Genomic DNA, 17,362 nt, shown 5'->3' on the forward strand with positions numbered 1-17,362 from the left:
TGAACTTATGGACGACGCGTGTATTCTGAATGCACGCGTTATCGTTAACGACCATCGCGAGCAAGCTCGCTCCTACAAAGATGCATTACGTGTAGGAGCGAGCTCGCTCGCGAAAAACGAATGGACGACACGTGCTGTCTGATGCCGCGCGTTATCGTTGACGTTCATCGCGAGCTCGCTCCTGCAATGAAATGAATGTCGAACCGTTTCAGTAGCGCTGCCCCTGCCTGAGTGGGGCTTCGCGGTCGATGGCACTTCCCAGGTGCTGCGGCCAGTCTTTGTCCTCCAAAGAGGATTGCCGGTGGCCAAAAAAGCCGCATCCTTCGCCGCCCTGGGCGGCCTGGTATTTTCCACCGACGCAGGTCGTCATTGCCCGGAATGCAGTAAACCGGTGGACGCCTGCATCTGCAAACAGACCGTTATCCCGGCCGGCGACGGCATTGCGCGCGTGCGTCGCGAAAGCAAGGGCCGTGGCGGCAAGACGGTGACCACCATCACCGGCGTGCCATTGGCTGAAGATGCGCTCAAGGAACTGGGTACGACGTTGAAGAAACGTTGCGGTACCGGTGGGGCGTTGAAAGACGGTGTCATCGAAATCCAGGGCGATCATGTCGAGCTACTCTTGGCAGAACTGATCAAGCTCGGTTTCAAAGCGAAGAAGTCCGGCGGCTAGCAGCCTCTGTGAAAACCACCCTCGGCTTGATCCGGTCCTGATGGCATTCAGGCCTGGCGTCAGCCACATGGTTTTCACAGAGCCTGTTCATGACCGGTTTCTAAACTCACTGCGGTCGGCGGGGTCTATTGCCTCGTTGACGAACCGTCATTTTCATTCTTTAGACTGCGCCGGCCTGAACCCAGGCGACGCACTATGACTTCTTTATAGGGGACTTCGATGTCCGTACGACGCACACGCAAAGACGATGGCAGCCAATGGACAGTTGCGGACAGCCGCAGTGTTTACGGGATTCGCCATTGGGGGGCCGGGTATTTCGCGATCAATGACGCCGGTCGCGTCGAAGTTCGTCCGAACGGTCCGAGCAGCTCGCCTATCGACCTGTTCGAGCAAGTCGACCAGCTGCGCAAAAGCGGCCTGTCCTTGCCATTGCTGGTCCGCTTCCCGGACATTCTGCAGGACCGCGTGCGTCAGCTGACCGGCGCGTTCGACGCCAACATCGAACGTCTGGAATACCAGAGCAAGTACACCGCACTGTACCCGATCAAGGTGAACCAGCAGGAAGCGGTGATCGAGAACATCATCGCCACCCAGAACGTTTCCATCGGCCTGGAAGCCGGGTCCAAGCCCGAACTGCTGGCAGTGCTGGCACTGGCGCCGAAGGGCGGCACCATCGTCTGCAACGGTTACAAGGACCGCGAATTCATCCGCCTGGCGCTGATGGGCCAGAAGCTCGGCCACAACGTGTTCATCGTGATCGAGAAAGAATCCGAAGTCGGTCTGGTGATCGAAGAAGCGGCCTCGCTCAAGGTCAAGCCTCAGGTCGGCCTGCGCGTGCGCCTGTCGTCCCTGGCGTCGAGCAAGTGGGCGGACACCGGCGGCGAGAAATCCAAGTTCGGTCTGTCGGCGGCGCAACTGCTGTCGGTGGTCGAGCGCTTCCGTGCGGCCAGCCTGGACCAGGGTATTCGCCTGCTGCACTTCCACATGGGCTCGCAGATCGCCAACCTCGCTGACTACCAGCACGGTTTCAAGGAAGCGATCCGTTACTACGGCGAGTTGCGCAACCTCGGCCTGCCGGTGGACCACATCGATGTCGGCGGTGGCCTGGGCGTGGATTACGACGGTACGCACTCGCGTAACGCCAGTTCGATCAACTACGACATGGACGATTACGCTGGCGTCGTGGTCGGGATGCTCAAGGAATTCTGCGATGCGCAGAGTCTGCCGCACCCGAACATCTTCTCCGAAAGCGGCCGCTCCCTGACCGCCCACCACGCCATGCTGGTGGTGCAAGTGACCGACGTCGAGAAACACAACGACGACGTTCCGCAGATCGAGAACAAGGAAGCACTGCCGGAAACCGTGCAGTGGCTGGTGGACCTGCTGGGTCCGACCGACATCGAGATGGTCACCGAAACCTACTGGCGCGCCACGCACTACATGAGCGATGTCGCTGCCCAGTATGCCGACGGCAAGTTGACCCTGGCCGAGAAAGCACTGGCCGAGCAATGCTACTTCGCGGTGTGTCGTCGCCTGCACAACTCGCTGAAGGCGCGCCAGCGTTCCCACCGTCAGGTGCTGGACGAACTCAACGACAAGCTGGCGGACAAATACATCTGCAACTTCTCGGTGTTCCAGAGCCTGCCGGACACCTGGGCCATCGATCAGGTCCTGCCGATCATCCCGCTGCACCGCCTCGATGAAGAGCCGCTGCGTCGTGCGGTGCTGCAAGACCTGACCTGTGACTCCGACGGCAAGATCAACCAGTACGTCGACGAGCAGAGCATCGAAACCAGTTTGCCGGTGCACGCGCTGAACGAAGGTGAAGACTATTTGCTGGGAGTTTTCCTGGTCGGTGCCTACCAGGAAATTCTTGGCGACATGCACAACCTGTTCGGTGACACCGACTCGGTGAACATCTACCAGAACGCCGACGGCAGCGTGTACCACGCCGGTATCGAAACCCACGACACCATCGAAGACATGCTGCGTTACGTGCACTTGTCGCCGGAAGAACTGATGACTCACTACCGCGACAAGTGCGCCAGTGCCCGCATCAGCGCATCCGAGCGCACGCAGTTCCTCGATGCCTTGCGTCTGGGGCTGACCCGTTCGTCTTACCTGTCTTCCTGAGGTAAGCGTCACGCTGATCAGGTTGTCTGAAATTTTTCCGTTTGCCGCGGAAATTTCAGATGACCTGGTACGGCGTTTCTGTTTTTTCAAACGAAAATACCCACGTCCTTGGCGATCCATGCCATTTGGTCTTCTTTTCGCGTAGGTCATTTCCTAAGTTGTACTTCGGCACTCTACTCGGCCATGTCTCTCAGCGAGAATCCCCGGCCGCCCCTCCTGTAGAGAAACGCCGATGTTCAATCCAGTCAGCGAACCGTCATCTCGTCTGGATGTAGCAGGTCTGCCCGACTCCTTCGAGGTCCTGGCCTTTACCGGTAAAGAAGCCATCAGTGAGCCGTTCGTGTTCGACCTGGAGTTGCTGATCGATGACCCGGTGCTGGACCTTGCCAGTTTGCTGTACCGCCCGGCCGCCTTGCATTTCGGGCCAGCCGGAAACCACGTGCATGGACAGTTGCATGAACTCGTCCAGCGTGATCATGCCTCGGGGCCCCGACTCTGCCAGGTGCGCCTGGGGCCAAAACTGGCTTGCCTGGACCAGCGCTTCAGCCAACGAATCTTCAGCGGCCGTTCGGTGCCGCAAATCCTCGACCAGGTGCTCAGGGAGCATGGCATTACCGGCAAGGATCGACGCCTGGAGCTGAGCGGCGAATACCTGCCCAGAGATTTTTGCACGCAATATCGAGAGTCAGACTTGCAGTTTCTGCAGCGACTGTGCGCCCAGGAACGGCTTCACTACCACTTCGAACACCGGGCCTGCGGACACTGTGTGGTGTTTGGGGATGACCGGCAGCATTTCCCAACCGGCGAACCGGCGGTGTTCCGGAACGAGGGCGTTGGGCCGGCGGTGCGGCAGTTCGAACGTCAGCGCTGCGGGGGAACAGCAGCCCAGCGTGCCGAATGCCGGACAGACCTGGCGACCTTGCGCAGCGGTGGGCTGATGCCGCTGTCCGGTCATCCGGTTACCGAATGCAATCGACTCTGGCTGCTGACCCACGTTGAACATTGGGGCAGCCAGGATATGGCGACGCCCTACCACAATCAGGTCCGTGCCCTGCGCTGGCCTACACCATTCGAGCCGTCCTGTGCGGCGGTCAAACCACAGATGCATAGCCTGCAACGGGCGTGGGTCGTCGAAGTCGATGAACCAGGCCCCGACCCGGCAAGACCGGTACCGGTGCAATTCGACTGGCTTTATCAGGGCGAAGGGGCAGCGCCCAGTCATTGCTGGTTGCCCCTGGCCAGGCCGTTGCAGGCCGAAATGTTCTCGCCATTGCGGGAAGGGACTGAGCTGGTCGTGAGTTTTGTCGAGGGCGATCCCGATCAGCCACAGATAGCCGGGTTGCTGCATGTACCGGCAACGATCGAGGTGACGGACACCGACGCACCCCAGGCCACCGGCACCCCTGATGAGGGCCTGGAGCAGTGGTTGCGGTCGGGAGAGCCATTGCTGGTGTTGTGCCTGCTGCCCGGCGGTGGCAGTTTCAACCACTGTGCAGAGGCATTGTGCACCTGCCGTCTGGCGACGCAGCTTGGCCAGAGCTCTGGAGCATGATCGTGACACGCACGCCCGAAGCACCACAGCAGTGGCTGTTGCTGGATGTGCCGGGCACGCCACAGGCGGGTGTCACACTTCGGCAGATGTTTGCTCAAGCCCGGTGGTCAGGGTTGTTCGAAGATACCGAGTGGCATGCGCTGCATGAGCAGGGGCCGGTCCTGGTCGATCTGCGCACCTGCCCGGCACTGGCCGATTTATGCATCGTCGACGGACAACGTTGGCCCGGGTTGCTGATGGTCAGTGAGGCCAGTGCTTCGACGTTGCTGGCGCATTTGCGGCGCATGCTCACGGTCACGCTTGGCCTGCACCGGGCCCTTTTGAACTACTACAACCCGATCACGGCCAGCTATTTTTTCGATGCCTGCGATGCCGCTGAATTGAGTCGCTGGCTGGGGCCCATCAACCAGTTGCGCTGGTTCGGCGGCAGTTGGGCGGATCGCGCGATGGGCTGTGAGGGCTGGCAGCGTGTGTCCAACCCGGGGCTGGCTGTCCGCCCGTTGGCAGTCGAGGAGAGCCTCAGCGCCGGGCAACAGGGAACACTGCAAACCTGCCTGCTCGAGCAGCATGCCTGGCGCTGGAGCCAATCCACCGGTGTCGATTTCTACCGCTTGTCGGCCCACGTGCTGGAGGGGGGGGCGCTGGGTTTCAGCGAGCGCCCGGTGCTTGATGGCTGGATATGGCTACGCTTGCAATATCCCGACGCCGTGCCCGTGCAGCCATTGCCGGGCAGGACTCAACAGGAACGCCTCGATAGCCTGCGTCACCTGTGGCAGAACGACCCACCCTGGCCATGAGGTCGAAATTGATGATGCGGCCTGTTTGGCGGCTGTTATGCGTGGCATTCGCTGGCCTGATGTTGGCCACGGTAATCGCCTGTTCGCCGTTGGAAATGCTCAATGCCTTGACCCCCGACGGTTCTTTTGGCAAGGCCGAGGGCATTGCCTATGGCAACGATCCACGGCAAAAGCTGGATGTGTACGTGCCACGCAAGGCCGGGCCGAACACCCCGGTGGTAGTGTTTTTCTACGGCGGCAGCTGGAATAGCGGTTCACGCAGTGACTACAGCTTTGTCGGCGAGGCACTGGCTTCGCGGGGCATCGTCGCGGTTCTGGCGGACTATCGCTTGTATCCACAGGTGCGCTATCCGCTGTTTCTCGAAGACTGCGCCAAAGCGGTGGCCTGGACTCATGAACACATTCGCCAGTATTCCGGTGACCCGCAACAGCTGTATCTGATGGGCCACAGTTCCGGGGCCTATAACGCCGCAATGCTGGCACTGGACCCCGGCCTGCTCGCGGCAGTGGGCATGTCGCCCCATGATTTGCGCGGCTGGATCGGCCTGGCCGGGCCTTATGATTTCTTGCCGATCCAGAATCCGGAGGTACGCCCGGTATTTTTCTGGCCGGACTCGCCGCCTCGCTCACAACCGATCAACCATGTCAGCCGAGGAGCGCCGCCGGCATTGCTGATGGCTTCGAGTGACGATGACGTGGTCAACCCGACGCGTAATACCGGTGGGCTGGCGAAAAAGTTGCGGGAGGCGGGGGTGCCGGTGCAGGACCTGTATTTCTCCCGCACCAGTCACGCCACGCTGGTGGCCACGTTATCCCGTCCGTTGCGTGGACTGGCGCCAGTGCTGGATGAAGTCTCGGCGTTTGTCGGGGCCACGCCCGTTCAGTGAGTGCTGCCGACGAACCAGCCATCGTGACGACGCAGGCGCCAGGCGATCACGCCAAGGGTCAGACTGCGCAGCAGCATGAACAACAGAAAGGTTATCCACAGGCCATGGTTGCCCCAGCCTTGCAACGCCCAGCCGAAAGGCAGCACCAGCGCCACGGTCAGCAGCATGCCGTTGCGCATTTCCCTGGCGCGGGTGGCGCCGATGAACAGACCGTCGAGCAGGTAGCTCCAGACAGCAATCAGCGGCAATACGGCGAGGTAGGGCAGGTAAATGAACGCGGTGTCGCGCACACTCTGAATGTCCGTCTGCATCTCGATGAACAGATGCCCGGCGAACAAAAACAGCGCGGCAAAGCCCAGGCTCGCCAGCAACGACCAGCCGCCGGCCACCACCAATGAACGGCGCAGGGCATCGCGGTCGCGGGCGCCGAGCGCATGCCCACACAGGGCTTCGACGGCGTGGGCCAGGCCATCGAGGGCGTGGGCGGTGAGCAGCAATCCGTTGAGCAGCAAGGCATTGGCTGCGACCGTGGCGTCGCCCAACCGCGCGCCTTGCACCGTGATCAGGAAAAACACCGATTGCAGCGCGAGGCTGCGGATGAAGATGTCGCGGTTGACCGCCAGTAATGGCCGCCAACTCTGCCACAGCGCCAATGCCGTCCAGGCGATATGCCCGGGGTAGGCGCGCAGGGCTTTGCGAGTCATCAGCAAACCGATCAGTGCACCGGTCCATTCGGCAATCACCGAGGCCCGGGCAGCACCCGCCACGCCCCATTCCAGGCCGAGGACGAACCACAGGTTCAGGGCAATGTTGACCAGGTTGGTACTGAGCAAAATCGCCAGTGGCGCCCGGGCATTCTGGGTGCCGAGAAACCAGCCGACCAAGGCATAACTGGCGAGCGCCGCCGGCAGGCCAAACAGGCGGGTGTGGAAGAACTCGCGGGTCAGTTGATCGAGCTCCGCCGACGGCTGCATGAAGTGCAACGCGACCCCGCTCAATGGCACCCCCACCGCACCCAACACCACGGCCAGGCCGATGGCGAGCAACAGGCCTTGGAGCAGAATCTGTCGCAAGGCCGCACCATCCCCGCGCCCGGCTGCCTGGGCGGCGAACCCGGTGGAGCCCATGCGCAGAAAACCCATGGCCCAGGCGAGGAAGGTATACAGACTGGCCCCGACCGCAACGGCTCCGAGTTGATGGGCGTGGGGCAGGTGGCCGATGACGGTGCTATCGACCAGTGCCACCAACGGTACGGAAATGTTCGAAAGAATCATCGGCGCGGCGAGTGCCCAGACCCGGCGATGGGTAGGGCGGTCGCGCCAGTCGGCGGTCAGGTTGGACATGCAGGCTCCTTGGAGGAGCGGGCATTGTAGCGGCACATCGAGAGCAAGCCGCGATCAATTGTGGGGTCAGTGAATGATCCAGCTAAATAACCAAAGCCCCAGCATCAGCCAGATGATCCCCATGATGAACGACGCATTGAGAAATGCACGGATCGCCGACCACATCAGTATCAGCCCAAGGATCAAGGTCACGATGCTGACGACCGAGGTATCCATGCCCAGCGCCTGGGACAAGCCTTCGACAAAATTGCTGCTGGCGTTGCTCAACAGATTGAACAGCCCACTGAGGCTATCAACGATGAAGCGGATGATCGAGCCAAGTACCTGGCCGAGCCATTCGGAAAAACCTTCTACCTGCATGGAGTGGGAGTCCTGATTAAAGAGAATCGAGTCTTGGGCTGTCGATCATGCTGCCGGGTTCCCACAAGCATAGAGCGTTGCACCGGTCCTGTGGGAGCGGGCTCGCTCCCACCCGAAAAACGTTGTCACTTGCCATCCTCGGTCATCCCCCCGAAGCTATACATCTTCAGGAGAGCCCGATGAACCTTGTTGAACTGACCGAACGCCTGCACGCCATCCGTGACCGCAATGACTGGCAGCAATTTCACAGCCCGAAAAACCTCGCCATGGCCGCGAGTGTGGAAATGTCCGAGCTGGTGGAAATTTTCCAGTGGCTGACCGAAGACCAGTCACGCCAGTTGCCAGCGGATAAACTCGCCCACGCCGGGCAGGAAGTCGGTGACATTGTGCTTTATCTGTTGCTGTTGTGCAGCGAGCTGGGCCTGGACATGGAGGCCGTGGTGCGCAGCAAGCTGGCGGACAGCGAACGGAGGTTCAGCTGATGAGCGACCGTCATTTCGATCAACTGGCGACCCGTTTTGCCGAAAAAATCTACGGTGGTGCCAAAGGTGCGATCCGTCTGGCGGTGTTGCAGGCCGATCTGGCCGAAATCCTGCCCGACCGGCCGCTGCGTGTTCTGGACATCGGCGCCGGCCTTGGCCACATGTCGTTGTGGCTGGCCCAGCGTGGCCATCAGGTGACCCTCGCCGAGCCTGCCGAACCGATGCTCGAAGGGGCCCGCCAGCGTTTTGCCGAAGCCGGGCAGAGCGCCACGTTCATTCAGGCTCCCTGGCAGGAGCTGCTCGGGCAGCTCACCGAACCCTACGACCTGGTGCTGTGCCACGCCGTGCTGGAATGGCTGGCCGAACCCCATGCCATCCTGCCGGTGCTGCATCAGCTGACCAAGGCGGACGGCTGGCTGTCCCTGGCGTTTTACAACCGCGATGCGTTGATTTATCGCAACTTGCTCAAGGGCCATTTCCGCAAGATGCGCAAGAACGACATGGCCGGCGAAAAGCAGAGCCTGACCCCGCAGCAACCCCTTGATCCACGCGAGCTGGCGGCGCAACTTGAAGGCCTGTGGCGGGTCGAATCAGAGAGTGGAGTGCGGGTTTTTCACGATTACATGCCGGTGGAATTCCAGGCTCGCGCCGAGCTGGTGGACTTGCTGGAAATGGAACTGGCCCACCGTCGTCATCCGAGCTTTGCCGGGCTTGGGCGTTACTTGCACTGGATCTGTCGGCCTGTCTGATCGGAGCACGCAATGAAAAGTCATTCAGGTTTACTGCTTTTCTGCCTGGGGCTGGCCGCTTGTCAGGGCAGCAACCCCTATGTCGCCACGTCCAACCCTTTGCCACCGGCACCGCCCCAGGCCGCCAACACCTTTGACCGCAGCGCTTACCCGGCAGCCCCCCGTGACTATGGGCGCTACCGCAGTTGGGCGTGGCTCGACGGGCACCTGCCACCGGGCACCGCCTGGGCCGACTCGGCGCAGGTCGCCGAAGCGGTCAGCAATGCGCTGGATCAACGCGGCTTGCGCCCGTTGCACGACAATCGCCCGGCCGACCTGTTTGTCAGCGCCGATCTGCGCCTGGAAACCCGCTTGCGCCAGGTCCGGGACGATTACGGTTACTACGGCGGTTACAGCGGCTACGGGCCGGGATACGGCATGTACGGCAGCGTGCCGATTGTGCGTACCTATTCGGAACAGGTCGTGGTAGTTCAGGTGGATATGTTTGACGCCAGGAGTGGCCAGCCGGTATGGAGCTCGAGCGCTGAAACCGGCAACCGGGGCAGCGAAAGCGAGCGGGCCGACGCGATACGGGAGGCTGTGGAAAAGGCAATGTCGGCGTATCCTCCTAGTTAGCTTCTTGTAGATAAGAAGCATTTCACAGGATCATGCCTTCAATCGGAGAATCACCATGTTCCGCCGTTTTGCATTACTGGCAGTGGTCGCGCTGCTCAGTGCCTGCGCCGCCAACCAGGTCAATCATGACTTCGACGCCAGCCGCGATTTTGCTGCTTATCGCAGCTGGACGTGGAAAGAACCCGCCCTGCAATACCGTCCCGATGATCCACGAATCAAGAGCGACCTGACCGAACAGCGCATCCGTCAGGCGGTTGCCGATCAACTGGATCAGCGCGGTTTGCGCCCGGCCGCCGCAGGCGCCAAGGGCGATTTGAATGTGCAGACCTACCTGATTGTCGAAGAGCGGCAACAACAGGTGACCACCAATTACGGCGGCGCTTGGGGTAACCCGTGGCATGGCTACTACGGCGCCCCCATGTATAACGAAACCCGCAATGTCAGCTACAAGGTAGCGACTATCCAGATCGACATGCTCGATGGCAAGGACGGCAAGCTGGTGTGGCGCGGCAGTGACGAACAGATACTCAGCCGCACGCCGAACCCGACGGATCGTCGCGATGCCATCTGGGAAACGGTCACGCGGATATTGGCCAACTACCCACCGCACGCATCCTAGAATCAGCCGGCCTCTCAACCCCTGTGCTCCCACAGGGGTTTTTTATGCTCGACACTGGCGAGCCTGGGGATCGACCTGAGCAAAGTCGAGGTGGGTGCCAACCTCAGTTGTCACTGGTGATCTGATCCGGCAGCACAATCGGCAGCTCGATGCAGAAACGCGCACCCTCGGTGGAGTTACTGACACTCAGTCTGCCGCCCATGTTTTCGACGATGCCGTAGCTCACCGAGAGCCCCAGGCCGGTGCCGACGCCCGCCGGTTTGGTGGTGAAGAACGGCTCGAAAATCCGCTCCAGCAAACGCGGGTCGATACCGCCGCCATTGTCCTCGATCCACAGGCGTACCGAGTGCGTATCCCGTTCGGCGTGCAGCGAAATCCACGGCTTGAACCCGGGCCGGGTTTCGCGCTTGCCGAGCAGCGCGTCCCGGGCGTTGACCATCAGGTTGATCAGCACCTGTTCAAGCTGATCGACGTAGCCGCGCACCTGCACTTCAAAACCGGTCTCGTTGGTGCGCAGGTCGATGCCTTTGCCGCGCATGCCCTCGGACAACAGCGACAGCGCGCCTTCGATGGCCAGGGCCGGGTTGAACGGTTGCTGCTCGATTTCCGAGCGGCGGCCGAACACCCGCATGTGATCCACCACCCGCGCGGCGCGCTGCACCTCGGTGTTGTCGCGCCCCACGGCCTGAACTTCGAGCAACCGGCCCTGTTCATCGAATACCCCGCGATCGGACCAGAACCACCAGGCGTGTTCGTGGCCGGGCAGTTGCAGGTTGATCTCGGCGGTGCTGACCGGAACCTCGGGGCTCAGTTGGTTCAGCCGTTGGATGAACGCATCGCGCTGTTCCTCGGACATCAAGCTACCCAGGTTCATCCCCGGCAATTGCTCGGGCGCCAGTTCCAGATAAGTGGCCAACGGACGGTTGCCGAAGGTCAGGGTCAGGTCCGGCTGGTAGCGGCAGATCATCGCCGGAGAGTCTTCCACCAGAGTCCGGTAGCGTTCCTCACTCTGCCTGACCTGTTCGGTGGCGAGGGTCGCTTCGGTGACGTCCAGCCACAGGCCCACGGCTTCTACCGGCAAACCGAGGTCATCGCGCAACAGCTTCGCTTCATCCAGCAGCCAGTGATAGTCGCCGCGGCTGTCGCGCATCCGATAGCGGGCGCGCACCGAGCCTTCACGCAGTAACTGCCGCGTGCGCTCGAAATACTGCAAGCGGTCGTCGGGATGCACCCGCTCCACCAGTGTTCCGGGCGCGCAGTCGGCGAGGGTCCAGCCAAGCAGCGGCAACAGGCTGTCGCTGAAGAACACCGGTTGCAACGCACCTTCGACATAGCGCTGTACGTAAATCACCGCGGGTGAGCTGGCGATCAGATTGTCCAGGCGTGCATGGGCAGCGGCGGCGCTCTGCTCCTGGTTCTTGATGTCGCTGATGTCGAGCATGAAACCCACCAGCCGACGTTTTTTCCCCGCGCCCAGGGCCTGGCCTTGCAGGCGATACCAGATCGGTTCGGGTGCACCGTCGGGGTGATACAGGCGCACGCACAACAGCAGCGGCATGCCCGACACCTGCAAGTCTTGCAGGCGGATGCGCAGCTCTTCGCGGTCGGCGGGATACACCTTGTCGAGCAAATCCTGCACGGATAAACGTGTCGCTCCAAGGTTCAGGGTCGTGGCCAGCGAAGGTGCCAATTGCAACTCGTCGCTGTCGCTGAAAACTTCCCACCAGCCTGTGCCCAGCAATGCTTGCAGCGATTCCAGGCGTTCCAGTTGCAGATGATGCCGGTGTTCGCGCAGGCGTTCGAGCAAGGGGCTGGCGAGCGCAGCGGTGATTTGCAACCAGTCGCGCTCAGTGACATCGGGGGCGCGTTGGTGCGCCGTATAGAAACCGCACAGCAACCAGGCAACCACGCCTTGCGCATCGTGATAGGGCACGGCGAAGCCATCGGTATTGCCGAAGGTCCCTTGCAGGCGCGGGTGTTCGCGCAGGGTCAGGTGCTGCGGCGTCGAACCGCTCAAACTGTCCAGCCCCGTGCCCAGGCGTTGGCCGTTTTGCCACAGTTGTGGAGCATCGAGGGCTACGTAGTGTTGGTGAATCTGCCAACCCTGTCCCTGCTCATCGAGCAAGGCCAGGGCAATGCAGGGAATCTGAAAACGCTGGGCCAGGCTTTGCAGTTGTTCGCCGAGCACTTCGGGCAGGCGCGTCAGGCTGCACAGGCGCAACTGCTCGGTGATGTGCATTGCCAGCACCTGGCATTGTTCGCGGTTGCGCGATTGCCGGCGCTCAAGCAGCAAGTCGCCGATGTCGAGCATCTGCAACAACCAGGCATCGGTCAAGGGTTGCACCCAGCCGCGCAAATGCAGTGGCGGACCGTTGAGGCTGTAGAAGTCCAGGTCCAGGGTTTGTCCCTGCCAGTCTGCCGGTACACCTTCGATGATGAGGCTGCTGTGGGGCAACAGGAAGTCGAGCAGGTGCGGTGCCTGCGTGCCGGGGCTTTGCTGAGTCAACAGGTGCCGTAGCGGACCGCTCAGTTGAACGACACGCCCCTCGGCATCGAGCTGTATCTGCAAGCCGAAACTGGGCACCCGCTGTGTCTCTTGCGGCTCCGGCGGGGGCGGCGGATGGCGGTTGAGCAGGCGCCCGAAGAGTTTGTCGCCGGCACTCAAAGTCGCAGGCTCGCACTGGCCGTGAGGGTCGCCGGCAGATTCGGCACCCGACCGATGCCCGACAGGTTCAGGAACGGGATGGCTGCGCCATTTTGTTTGTGGGGGAGGCTGGCTTTCATGAGTGTGTCTACCCTGACCAACACTGAGTAATGTCAGCATAGAATCATTCAGCCAAAGCTGACGTTTTTTACCGAATGCAGAGCTTTGTCCTACTGATCTGGCTGACTATCCGTTTCTGCGGTAACGGCTGCTGATGGTTTCGCCCTTACGGCGACTCACTTTTTTTGACAAGCGCCTCAAAAAAAGTAAGCAAAAAAACGCTCGCCCCGAACGTCCGGCCCCTCGCCAGGGCTCGGGGTTCCTTCGCTCCGGCATTCATCCGGGGGCATTGCCCTCCGCTCAGCCTCCCGAGGGGGGCGGGTGGATCAAGATCAAGAGCGACAGGCGAGCTAACGCTCGGCCTGCTGAATGGTGAAAAGCGCCTGCGTACGCCGATCTGCTTTGCTCTGCTCTTCTGTAGGAGCGAGCCTGCTCGCGATGGACGTCAACGATGACGCGGGCTGCCTGAATGCCCACGCTGTCCTGGCGTTTTTCGCGAGCAGGCTCGCTCCTACAGGGAAACGCGTTCAATCGCGATCAGGCCGGCCACCGGCCGCCAATGTCCGACCATGTGCTCCAGGCCCCCGGTACCCGTCAGTTGAAAGTCCCCGCTCGCCCCCGGTGCACTGGCCAGCAATGTCACCTCGCTGGGTAGCCGTACCGGTTTCTTGAACTGCACTGCGATCTCGACATTCGCCACTGGCAGATGCACGGCCAGTGCAGCCAGGGTGCGTGCCTTGTTCCACAGGCCATGGGCGATGGCGGTCGGGAAGCCGAAGAGTCGGGCGCTGGCTGCGCTCAGGTGGATCGGGTTGTAGTCTCCGGACACTTTGGCGTATTGCCGGCCGATGTCCGACGGCGCTTTCCAGTGTTCGACTTCGGTCAAGGCCAGGCTGCTTGCCAGTTGCTCTTCGAGCGGTTCGCCCTGGAGTTTGGCGCTGCGACAGAGCATCCGGCTTTGCGCTTCCCACAATGGCCCCAACTGATCGTCGAGGGTGGTCAGCAAATCGAAGGTCGCGCCTTTGGCGTGTGGTTGCAGGTTCTGCACCTGAACGCTGACGCGCACCCGGTTTACCCCGCCCATGGGGCGCAGTACGCGAATGCGATTGCTCAGGTGAATCAGGCCCAGCAGCGGGAACGGGAACTCCCTGGCCGTGAGCAATTGCATCTGCAAGGCAAAGCCAAGGATATGCGGGTAGGTCGGCGGCAGCAGGCCGTTGTCGGCGAAACCACAGACCTTGCGATAGGCCGCCAGGCGCTTGGGATCGACATCGACCCAGCAACGCAAACCCGAGTCGGGCAAGGTGGTGCCGGTGATTTTTCGCCGTGTCGCGGCGCGGGCGTACAACCCCGGCAGGCCGGGTTCGCGGTCGAGTGTGTGCCAGTCGGTGATCATCCTTAAGCCCCCAGAACGCTTTGCCCGCACACGCGCAACGCTTGCCCGGTGAACGCGCCGGTGCCCGGTTGCGCCAGCCAGGCCACGGCCTCGGCGACGTCTTGCGGCAGGCCGCCCTGGCCAAGGGAGCTCATGCGGCGTCCGGCTTCGCGCAGGCCGAAGGGGATGTGCGCGGTCATTTGGGTTTCGATGAAACCGGGCGCCACGGCGTTGATGCTGATGCCGCGCTTCTGGAGCAGCGGCGCCCAGGCTTGCGCCAGGCCAATGAGCCCGGCCTTGCTCGCGGCGTAATTGGTTTGTCCGCGATTGCCGGCGATGCCGCTGATGGACGCCAGCAGAACCACCCGGCCGTTGTCGTGCAGGGCGCCGCTGTCGAGCAGGGCCTTGGTCAGTACTTGCGGCGCATTGAGGTTGACCGCCAGCACGGCGTCCCAGTATTCCGGGGTCATGTTGGCCAGGGTTTTATCCCGGGTGATGCCGGCGTTGTGCACCACGATGTCGAGGCCGTCGGGCAACTGTTCGATCAACTGCGCGGCAGCGTCTTCGGCGCAGATGTCGAGGGTGATGCTGCGCCCGCCGAGGCGCGCGGCGAGGGCCTCGAGATCGATCCTGGCCGGTGGCACGTCGAGCAGGATGACGTCGGCACCATCACGGGCCAGGGTTTCCGCGATGGCGGCACCAATGCCTCGTGCCGCACCGGTGACCAGTGCCTTGCGCCCGGCGAGCGGGCGTGTCCAGTCGCTGACGGGTGTCGAGCAGGGATTCAAGCGAATGACCTGCCCGGACACGAAGGCGCTTTTGGGCGAGAGGAAAAACCGCAGCGGGCCTTCCAGCTGTGTCTCGGCACCTTCGCCGACATGGATCAATTGCAGGGTGCCACCGCTGCGCAACTCCTTGGCCAGCGAACGGCTGAAACCTTCCAGGGCACGCTGTGCACTGGCGGCGAACGGGTCGCTCAGGGATTGCGGATCGCGCCCGAGAATCACCAGGTGCGCACAGTGATCAAGGTTTTTCATCAGCGGCTGGAAAAACTCGCGCAGTTGCTTGAGCTGGTCGGTGTGCAGCAGATCACTGGCGTCGAACACCACGGCCTTGAGTTTCGGTCCGTGGCCGGGAATCCAGGCCGTGGCCATTGAGGGCCCGTTGCCGTAGCTGTAGATCGAGTCGGTCAGGCGGTTGGCGAAGGCGCTGACGTGTTCCGCCAACGGCCCGCCGCCGATCAGCAGCGCACCTTCTACAGGTCGCAGTCGGCCTGCTTGCCAGCGCTCCAGTCTGGTCGGCGCCGGCAGCCCCAGGGCGCCGACCAGGCGATGGCCGATGGACGAGTTGGCGAAGTCGATATAGCGGTCGGACATGGAACGCGCTCCAGCAGCTGGGGTTGAAAGTGTGGACCATGAATGGCGATCAGTCGTTCGATCCACGAGATAAGGCCTACGCTAGTGTAGGAGCGAGCTTGCTCGCGATAGCGATAAGCCAATCGGCATCAATGTAGCTGACAGGCCGCTATCGCGAGCAAGCTCGCTCCTACAGGGGGCGGGTTTCGTTTTGAATCATTCACCAGGAGCTCTTATGACCCAGCTGCGCCGTGTCGCGATCATTGGCGGTAACCGGATTCCCTTCGCCCGCTCCAACGGCCCCTATGCCACGGCCAGTAACCAGGTGATGCTCACCGCCGCTCTCGAGGGCTTGATCGAACGCTACAACCTGCATGGCCTGCGCATCGGCGAAGTGGTTGCCGGGGCCGTGCTCAAGTTGTCGCGGGACATGAACCTCACACGCGAATGCGTACTGGGGTCGCGACTGTCGCCTGCCACCCCGGCCTATGACATCCAGCAGGCGTGCGGTACCGGGCTGGAAGCGGCGTTGCTGGTGGCGAACAAGATTGCCCTGGGCCAGATCGATTGCGGCATTGCCGGTGGCGTGGACACCACCTCGGATGCGCCGATCAGTGTCAGCGAGGGGTTGCGCAAGATCCTCCTGCAAGCCAATCGCGCGAAAACCACCGGCGACAAACTGAAAACCTTCCTGCAATTGCGTCCCCAGCATCTGATCCCCGAATTCCCGCGCAACGGCGAGCCGCGCACCGGGTTGTCCATGGGCCAGCATTGCGAGCTGATGGCCCAGACCTGGAACATCCCTCGCCAGGCACAGGATCAACTGGCGCTCGAGAGCCACCAGAAACTGGCCGCGTCCTACGCCGAAGGCTGGCACAACGACCTGATGACACCGTTCCTGGGACTTACCCGCGACAACAACCTGCGCCCGGACTCCATGCTGGAAAAGCTCGCCGCCCTCAAACCGGCGTATGAGAAAAGCGCCAAGGGCACCCTGACCGCAGGCAACTCCACACCGCTGACCGATGGCGCGTCACTGGTGCTGTTGGGCAGCGAGGAATGGGCCAGGGCACGCGGGTTACCGATTCTTGCCTACTGGCGTGACGGCGAGGCGGCGGCGGTGGATTTCGTCAACGGTGCGGAAGGGTTATTGATGGCACCGGTCTATGCCGTACCGCGCCTGCTCGCGCGCAATGGCCTGACCTTGCAGGACTTCGACTACTACGAAATCCACGAAGCCTTCGCCGCGCAAGTGCTGTGCACATTGAAGGCCTGGGAAGATCCGCAATATTGCAAAAACCGTCTCGGGCTCGATGCGGCGCTGGGCTCGATCGACCGCAGCAAGCTCAACGTCAAGGGCAGTTCACTGGCGGCGGGGCACCCGTTTGCCGCCACGGGCGGGCGCATCGTCGCCAACCTGGCGAAGTTGCTGGATGTGGCGGGCAAGGGGCGGGGACTGATTTCGATTTGCGCGGCGGGCGGGCAGGGTGTGACTGCGATCATCGAACGCTGAACACAAACAACTGTGGGAGGGGGGGGGGGGGGGGGGGGGGGGGGGGGGGGGGGTGAGGGGAAAAGGTGGGGTGTGGGGGCCCGGGCGGGGCCGGGGCCCCGCCCCCCCCCGCGCGGCGGGGAGGGGGGGGGAAGGTGGAGGGGGG

Annotated in this window: 16 protein-coding genes; 10 read left to right on the forward strand and 6 right to left on the reverse strand. The window is 62.2% G+C overall.

From position 1 onward, the window contains the following. Nucleotides 1-301: 301 nt before the first annotated feature. From ACCD00_RS21320 to ACCD00_RS21340, 5 genes are all read left to right on the forward strand, one after another. Entirely contained in the window at nucleotides 302-673 is a 372-nt protein-coding gene (locus tag ACCD00_RS21320) for a translation initiation factor Sui1 (RefSeq protein WP_008016777.1), read from the forward strand. Between the two features lie 219 nt (nucleotides 674-892). Continuing rightward, nucleotides 893-2,806 (forward strand): arginine decarboxylase, encoded by a 1,914-nt coding sequence (gene speA, locus ACCD00_RS21325; RefSeq protein ID WP_413427402.1) that lies wholly within the window; start codon nucleotides 893-895, stop codon nucleotides 2,804-2,806. Nucleotides 2,807-3,038: 232 nt separating this feature from the next. Further along, on the forward strand, nucleotides 3,039-4,358 hold the full coding sequence (locus ACCD00_RS21330) for a type VI secretion system Vgr family protein (protein ID WP_413427403.1): 1,320 nt from the start codon (nucleotides 3,039-3,041) through the stop codon (nucleotides 4,356-4,358). Then, nucleotides 4,355-5,155 carry a DUF4123 domain-containing protein gene (locus ACCD00_RS21335; RefSeq protein ID WP_413427404.1) on the forward strand — a complete coding sequence of 267 codons (801 nt, stop codon included), beginning with the start codon at nucleotides 4,355-4,357 and terminating at the stop codon, nucleotides 5,153-5,155. The genes ACCD00_RS21330 and ACCD00_RS21335 overlap by 4 nt, the downstream gene beginning before the upstream one ends. 14 nt (nucleotides 5,156-5,169) lie before the next feature. Continuing rightward, complete coding sequence (locus ACCD00_RS21340; RefSeq protein WP_413427415.1) at nucleotides 5,170-6,042, forward strand: alpha/beta hydrolase; 873 nt, start codon at nucleotides 5,170-5,172, stop codon at nucleotides 6,040-6,042. On the opposite strand, the gene ACCD00_RS21345 is transcribed toward ACCD00_RS21340, so the two are convergent. Both ACCD00_RS21345 and ACCD00_RS21350 read right to left on the reverse strand, forming a co-directional pair. Further along, complete coding sequence (locus tag ACCD00_RS21345; RefSeq protein ID WP_413427405.1) at nucleotides 6,036-7,385, reverse strand: MATE family efflux transporter; 1,350 nt, start codon at nucleotides 7,383-7,385, stop codon at nucleotides 6,036-6,038. The genes ACCD00_RS21340 and ACCD00_RS21345 overlap by 7 nt on opposite strands. 66 nt (nucleotides 7,386-7,451) lie before the next feature. Beyond that, nucleotides 7,452-7,745, reverse strand: coding sequence for a hypothetical protein (locus ACCD00_RS21350; protein ID WP_413427406.1), 294 nt, complete (start codon nucleotides 7,743-7,745; stop codon nucleotides 7,452-7,454). A gap of 179 nt (nucleotides 7,746-7,924) precedes the next feature. On the opposite strand from ACCD00_RS21350, the gene ACCD00_RS21355 reads away from it, so the two are divergent. From ACCD00_RS21355 to ACCD00_RS21370, 4 genes are read left to right on the forward strand one after another with little or no spacing between them, the layout of a single operon-like run. Beyond that, on the forward strand, nucleotides 7,925-8,227 hold the full coding sequence (locus ACCD00_RS21355; protein ID WP_413427407.1) for a MazG-like family protein: 303 nt from the start codon (nucleotides 7,925-7,927) through the stop codon (nucleotides 8,225-8,227). Further along, the gene (locus ACCD00_RS21360; protein WP_008016770.1) at nucleotides 8,227-8,976 is read left to right on the forward strand and encodes a methyltransferase domain-containing protein; all 750 of its coding nucleotides are present in this window, start codon (nucleotides 8,227-8,229) and stop codon (nucleotides 8,974-8,976) included. The genes ACCD00_RS21355 and ACCD00_RS21360 overlap by 1 nt, the downstream gene beginning before the upstream one ends. Before the next feature lie 12 nt (nucleotides 8,977-8,988). Continuing rightward, nucleotides 8,989-9,591, forward strand: a complete 603-nt coding sequence (locus ACCD00_RS21365) for a DUF4136 domain-containing protein (RefSeq protein WP_413427408.1) — start codon at nucleotides 8,989-8,991, stop codon at nucleotides 9,589-9,591. A 55-nt stretch (nucleotides 9,592-9,646) separates the two neighbouring features. Next, nucleotides 9,647-10,210 (forward strand): DUF4136 domain-containing protein, encoded by a 564-nt coding sequence (locus ACCD00_RS21370; RefSeq protein ID WP_413427409.1) that lies wholly within the window; start codon nucleotides 9,647-9,649, stop codon nucleotides 10,208-10,210. A gap of 103 nt (nucleotides 10,211-10,313) precedes the next feature. Here the strand turns inward: ACCD00_RS21370 and ACCD00_RS21375 are convergent, their stop codons facing one another. The 4 genes from ACCD00_RS21375 to ACCD00_RS21390 all read right to left on the reverse strand — a co-directional run bounded on the left by ACCD00_RS21375 (nucleotide 10,314) and on the right by ACCD00_RS21390 (nucleotide 15,725). Next, on the reverse strand, nucleotides 10,314-12,875 hold the full coding sequence (locus tag ACCD00_RS21375) for an ATP-binding protein (protein WP_413427410.1): 2,562 nt from the start codon (nucleotides 12,873-12,875) through the stop codon (nucleotides 10,314-10,316). Beyond that, a complete protein-coding gene (locus ACCD00_RS21380) occupies nucleotides 12,872-12,994 on the reverse strand; it encodes a hypothetical protein (RefSeq protein ID WP_413427411.1) in 123 nt (40 codons plus the stop codon). The genes ACCD00_RS21375 and ACCD00_RS21380 overlap by 4 nt, the downstream gene beginning before the upstream one ends. Before the next feature lie 491 nt (nucleotides 12,995-13,485). Continuing rightward, entirely contained in the window at nucleotides 13,486-14,370 is an 885-nt protein-coding gene (locus ACCD00_RS21385; protein ID WP_413427412.1) for a MaoC family dehydratase, read from the reverse strand. Nucleotides 14,371-14,372: 2 nt separating this feature from the next. After that, entirely contained in the window at nucleotides 14,373-15,725 is a 1,353-nt protein-coding gene (locus ACCD00_RS21390) for a 3-oxoacyl-ACP reductase (protein WP_413427413.1), read from the reverse strand. Between the two features lie 214 nt (nucleotides 15,726-15,939). On the opposite strand from ACCD00_RS21390, the gene ACCD00_RS21395 reads away from it, so the two are divergent. Continuing rightward, nucleotides 15,940-17,217, forward strand: coding sequence for an acetyl-CoA C-acetyltransferase (locus tag ACCD00_RS21395; RefSeq protein WP_413427414.1), 1,278 nt, complete (start codon nucleotides 15,940-15,942; stop codon nucleotides 17,215-17,217). The last annotated feature ends 145 nt before the right edge of the window (nucleotides 17,218-17,362 follow it).

It is taken from the genome of Pseudomonas sp. Pseusp3, from assembly GCF_047304225.1.
Lineage (GTDB): Bacteria > Pseudomonadota > Gammaproteobacteria > Pseudomonadales > Pseudomonadaceae > Aquipseudomonas > Aquipseudomonas fluorescens_CD.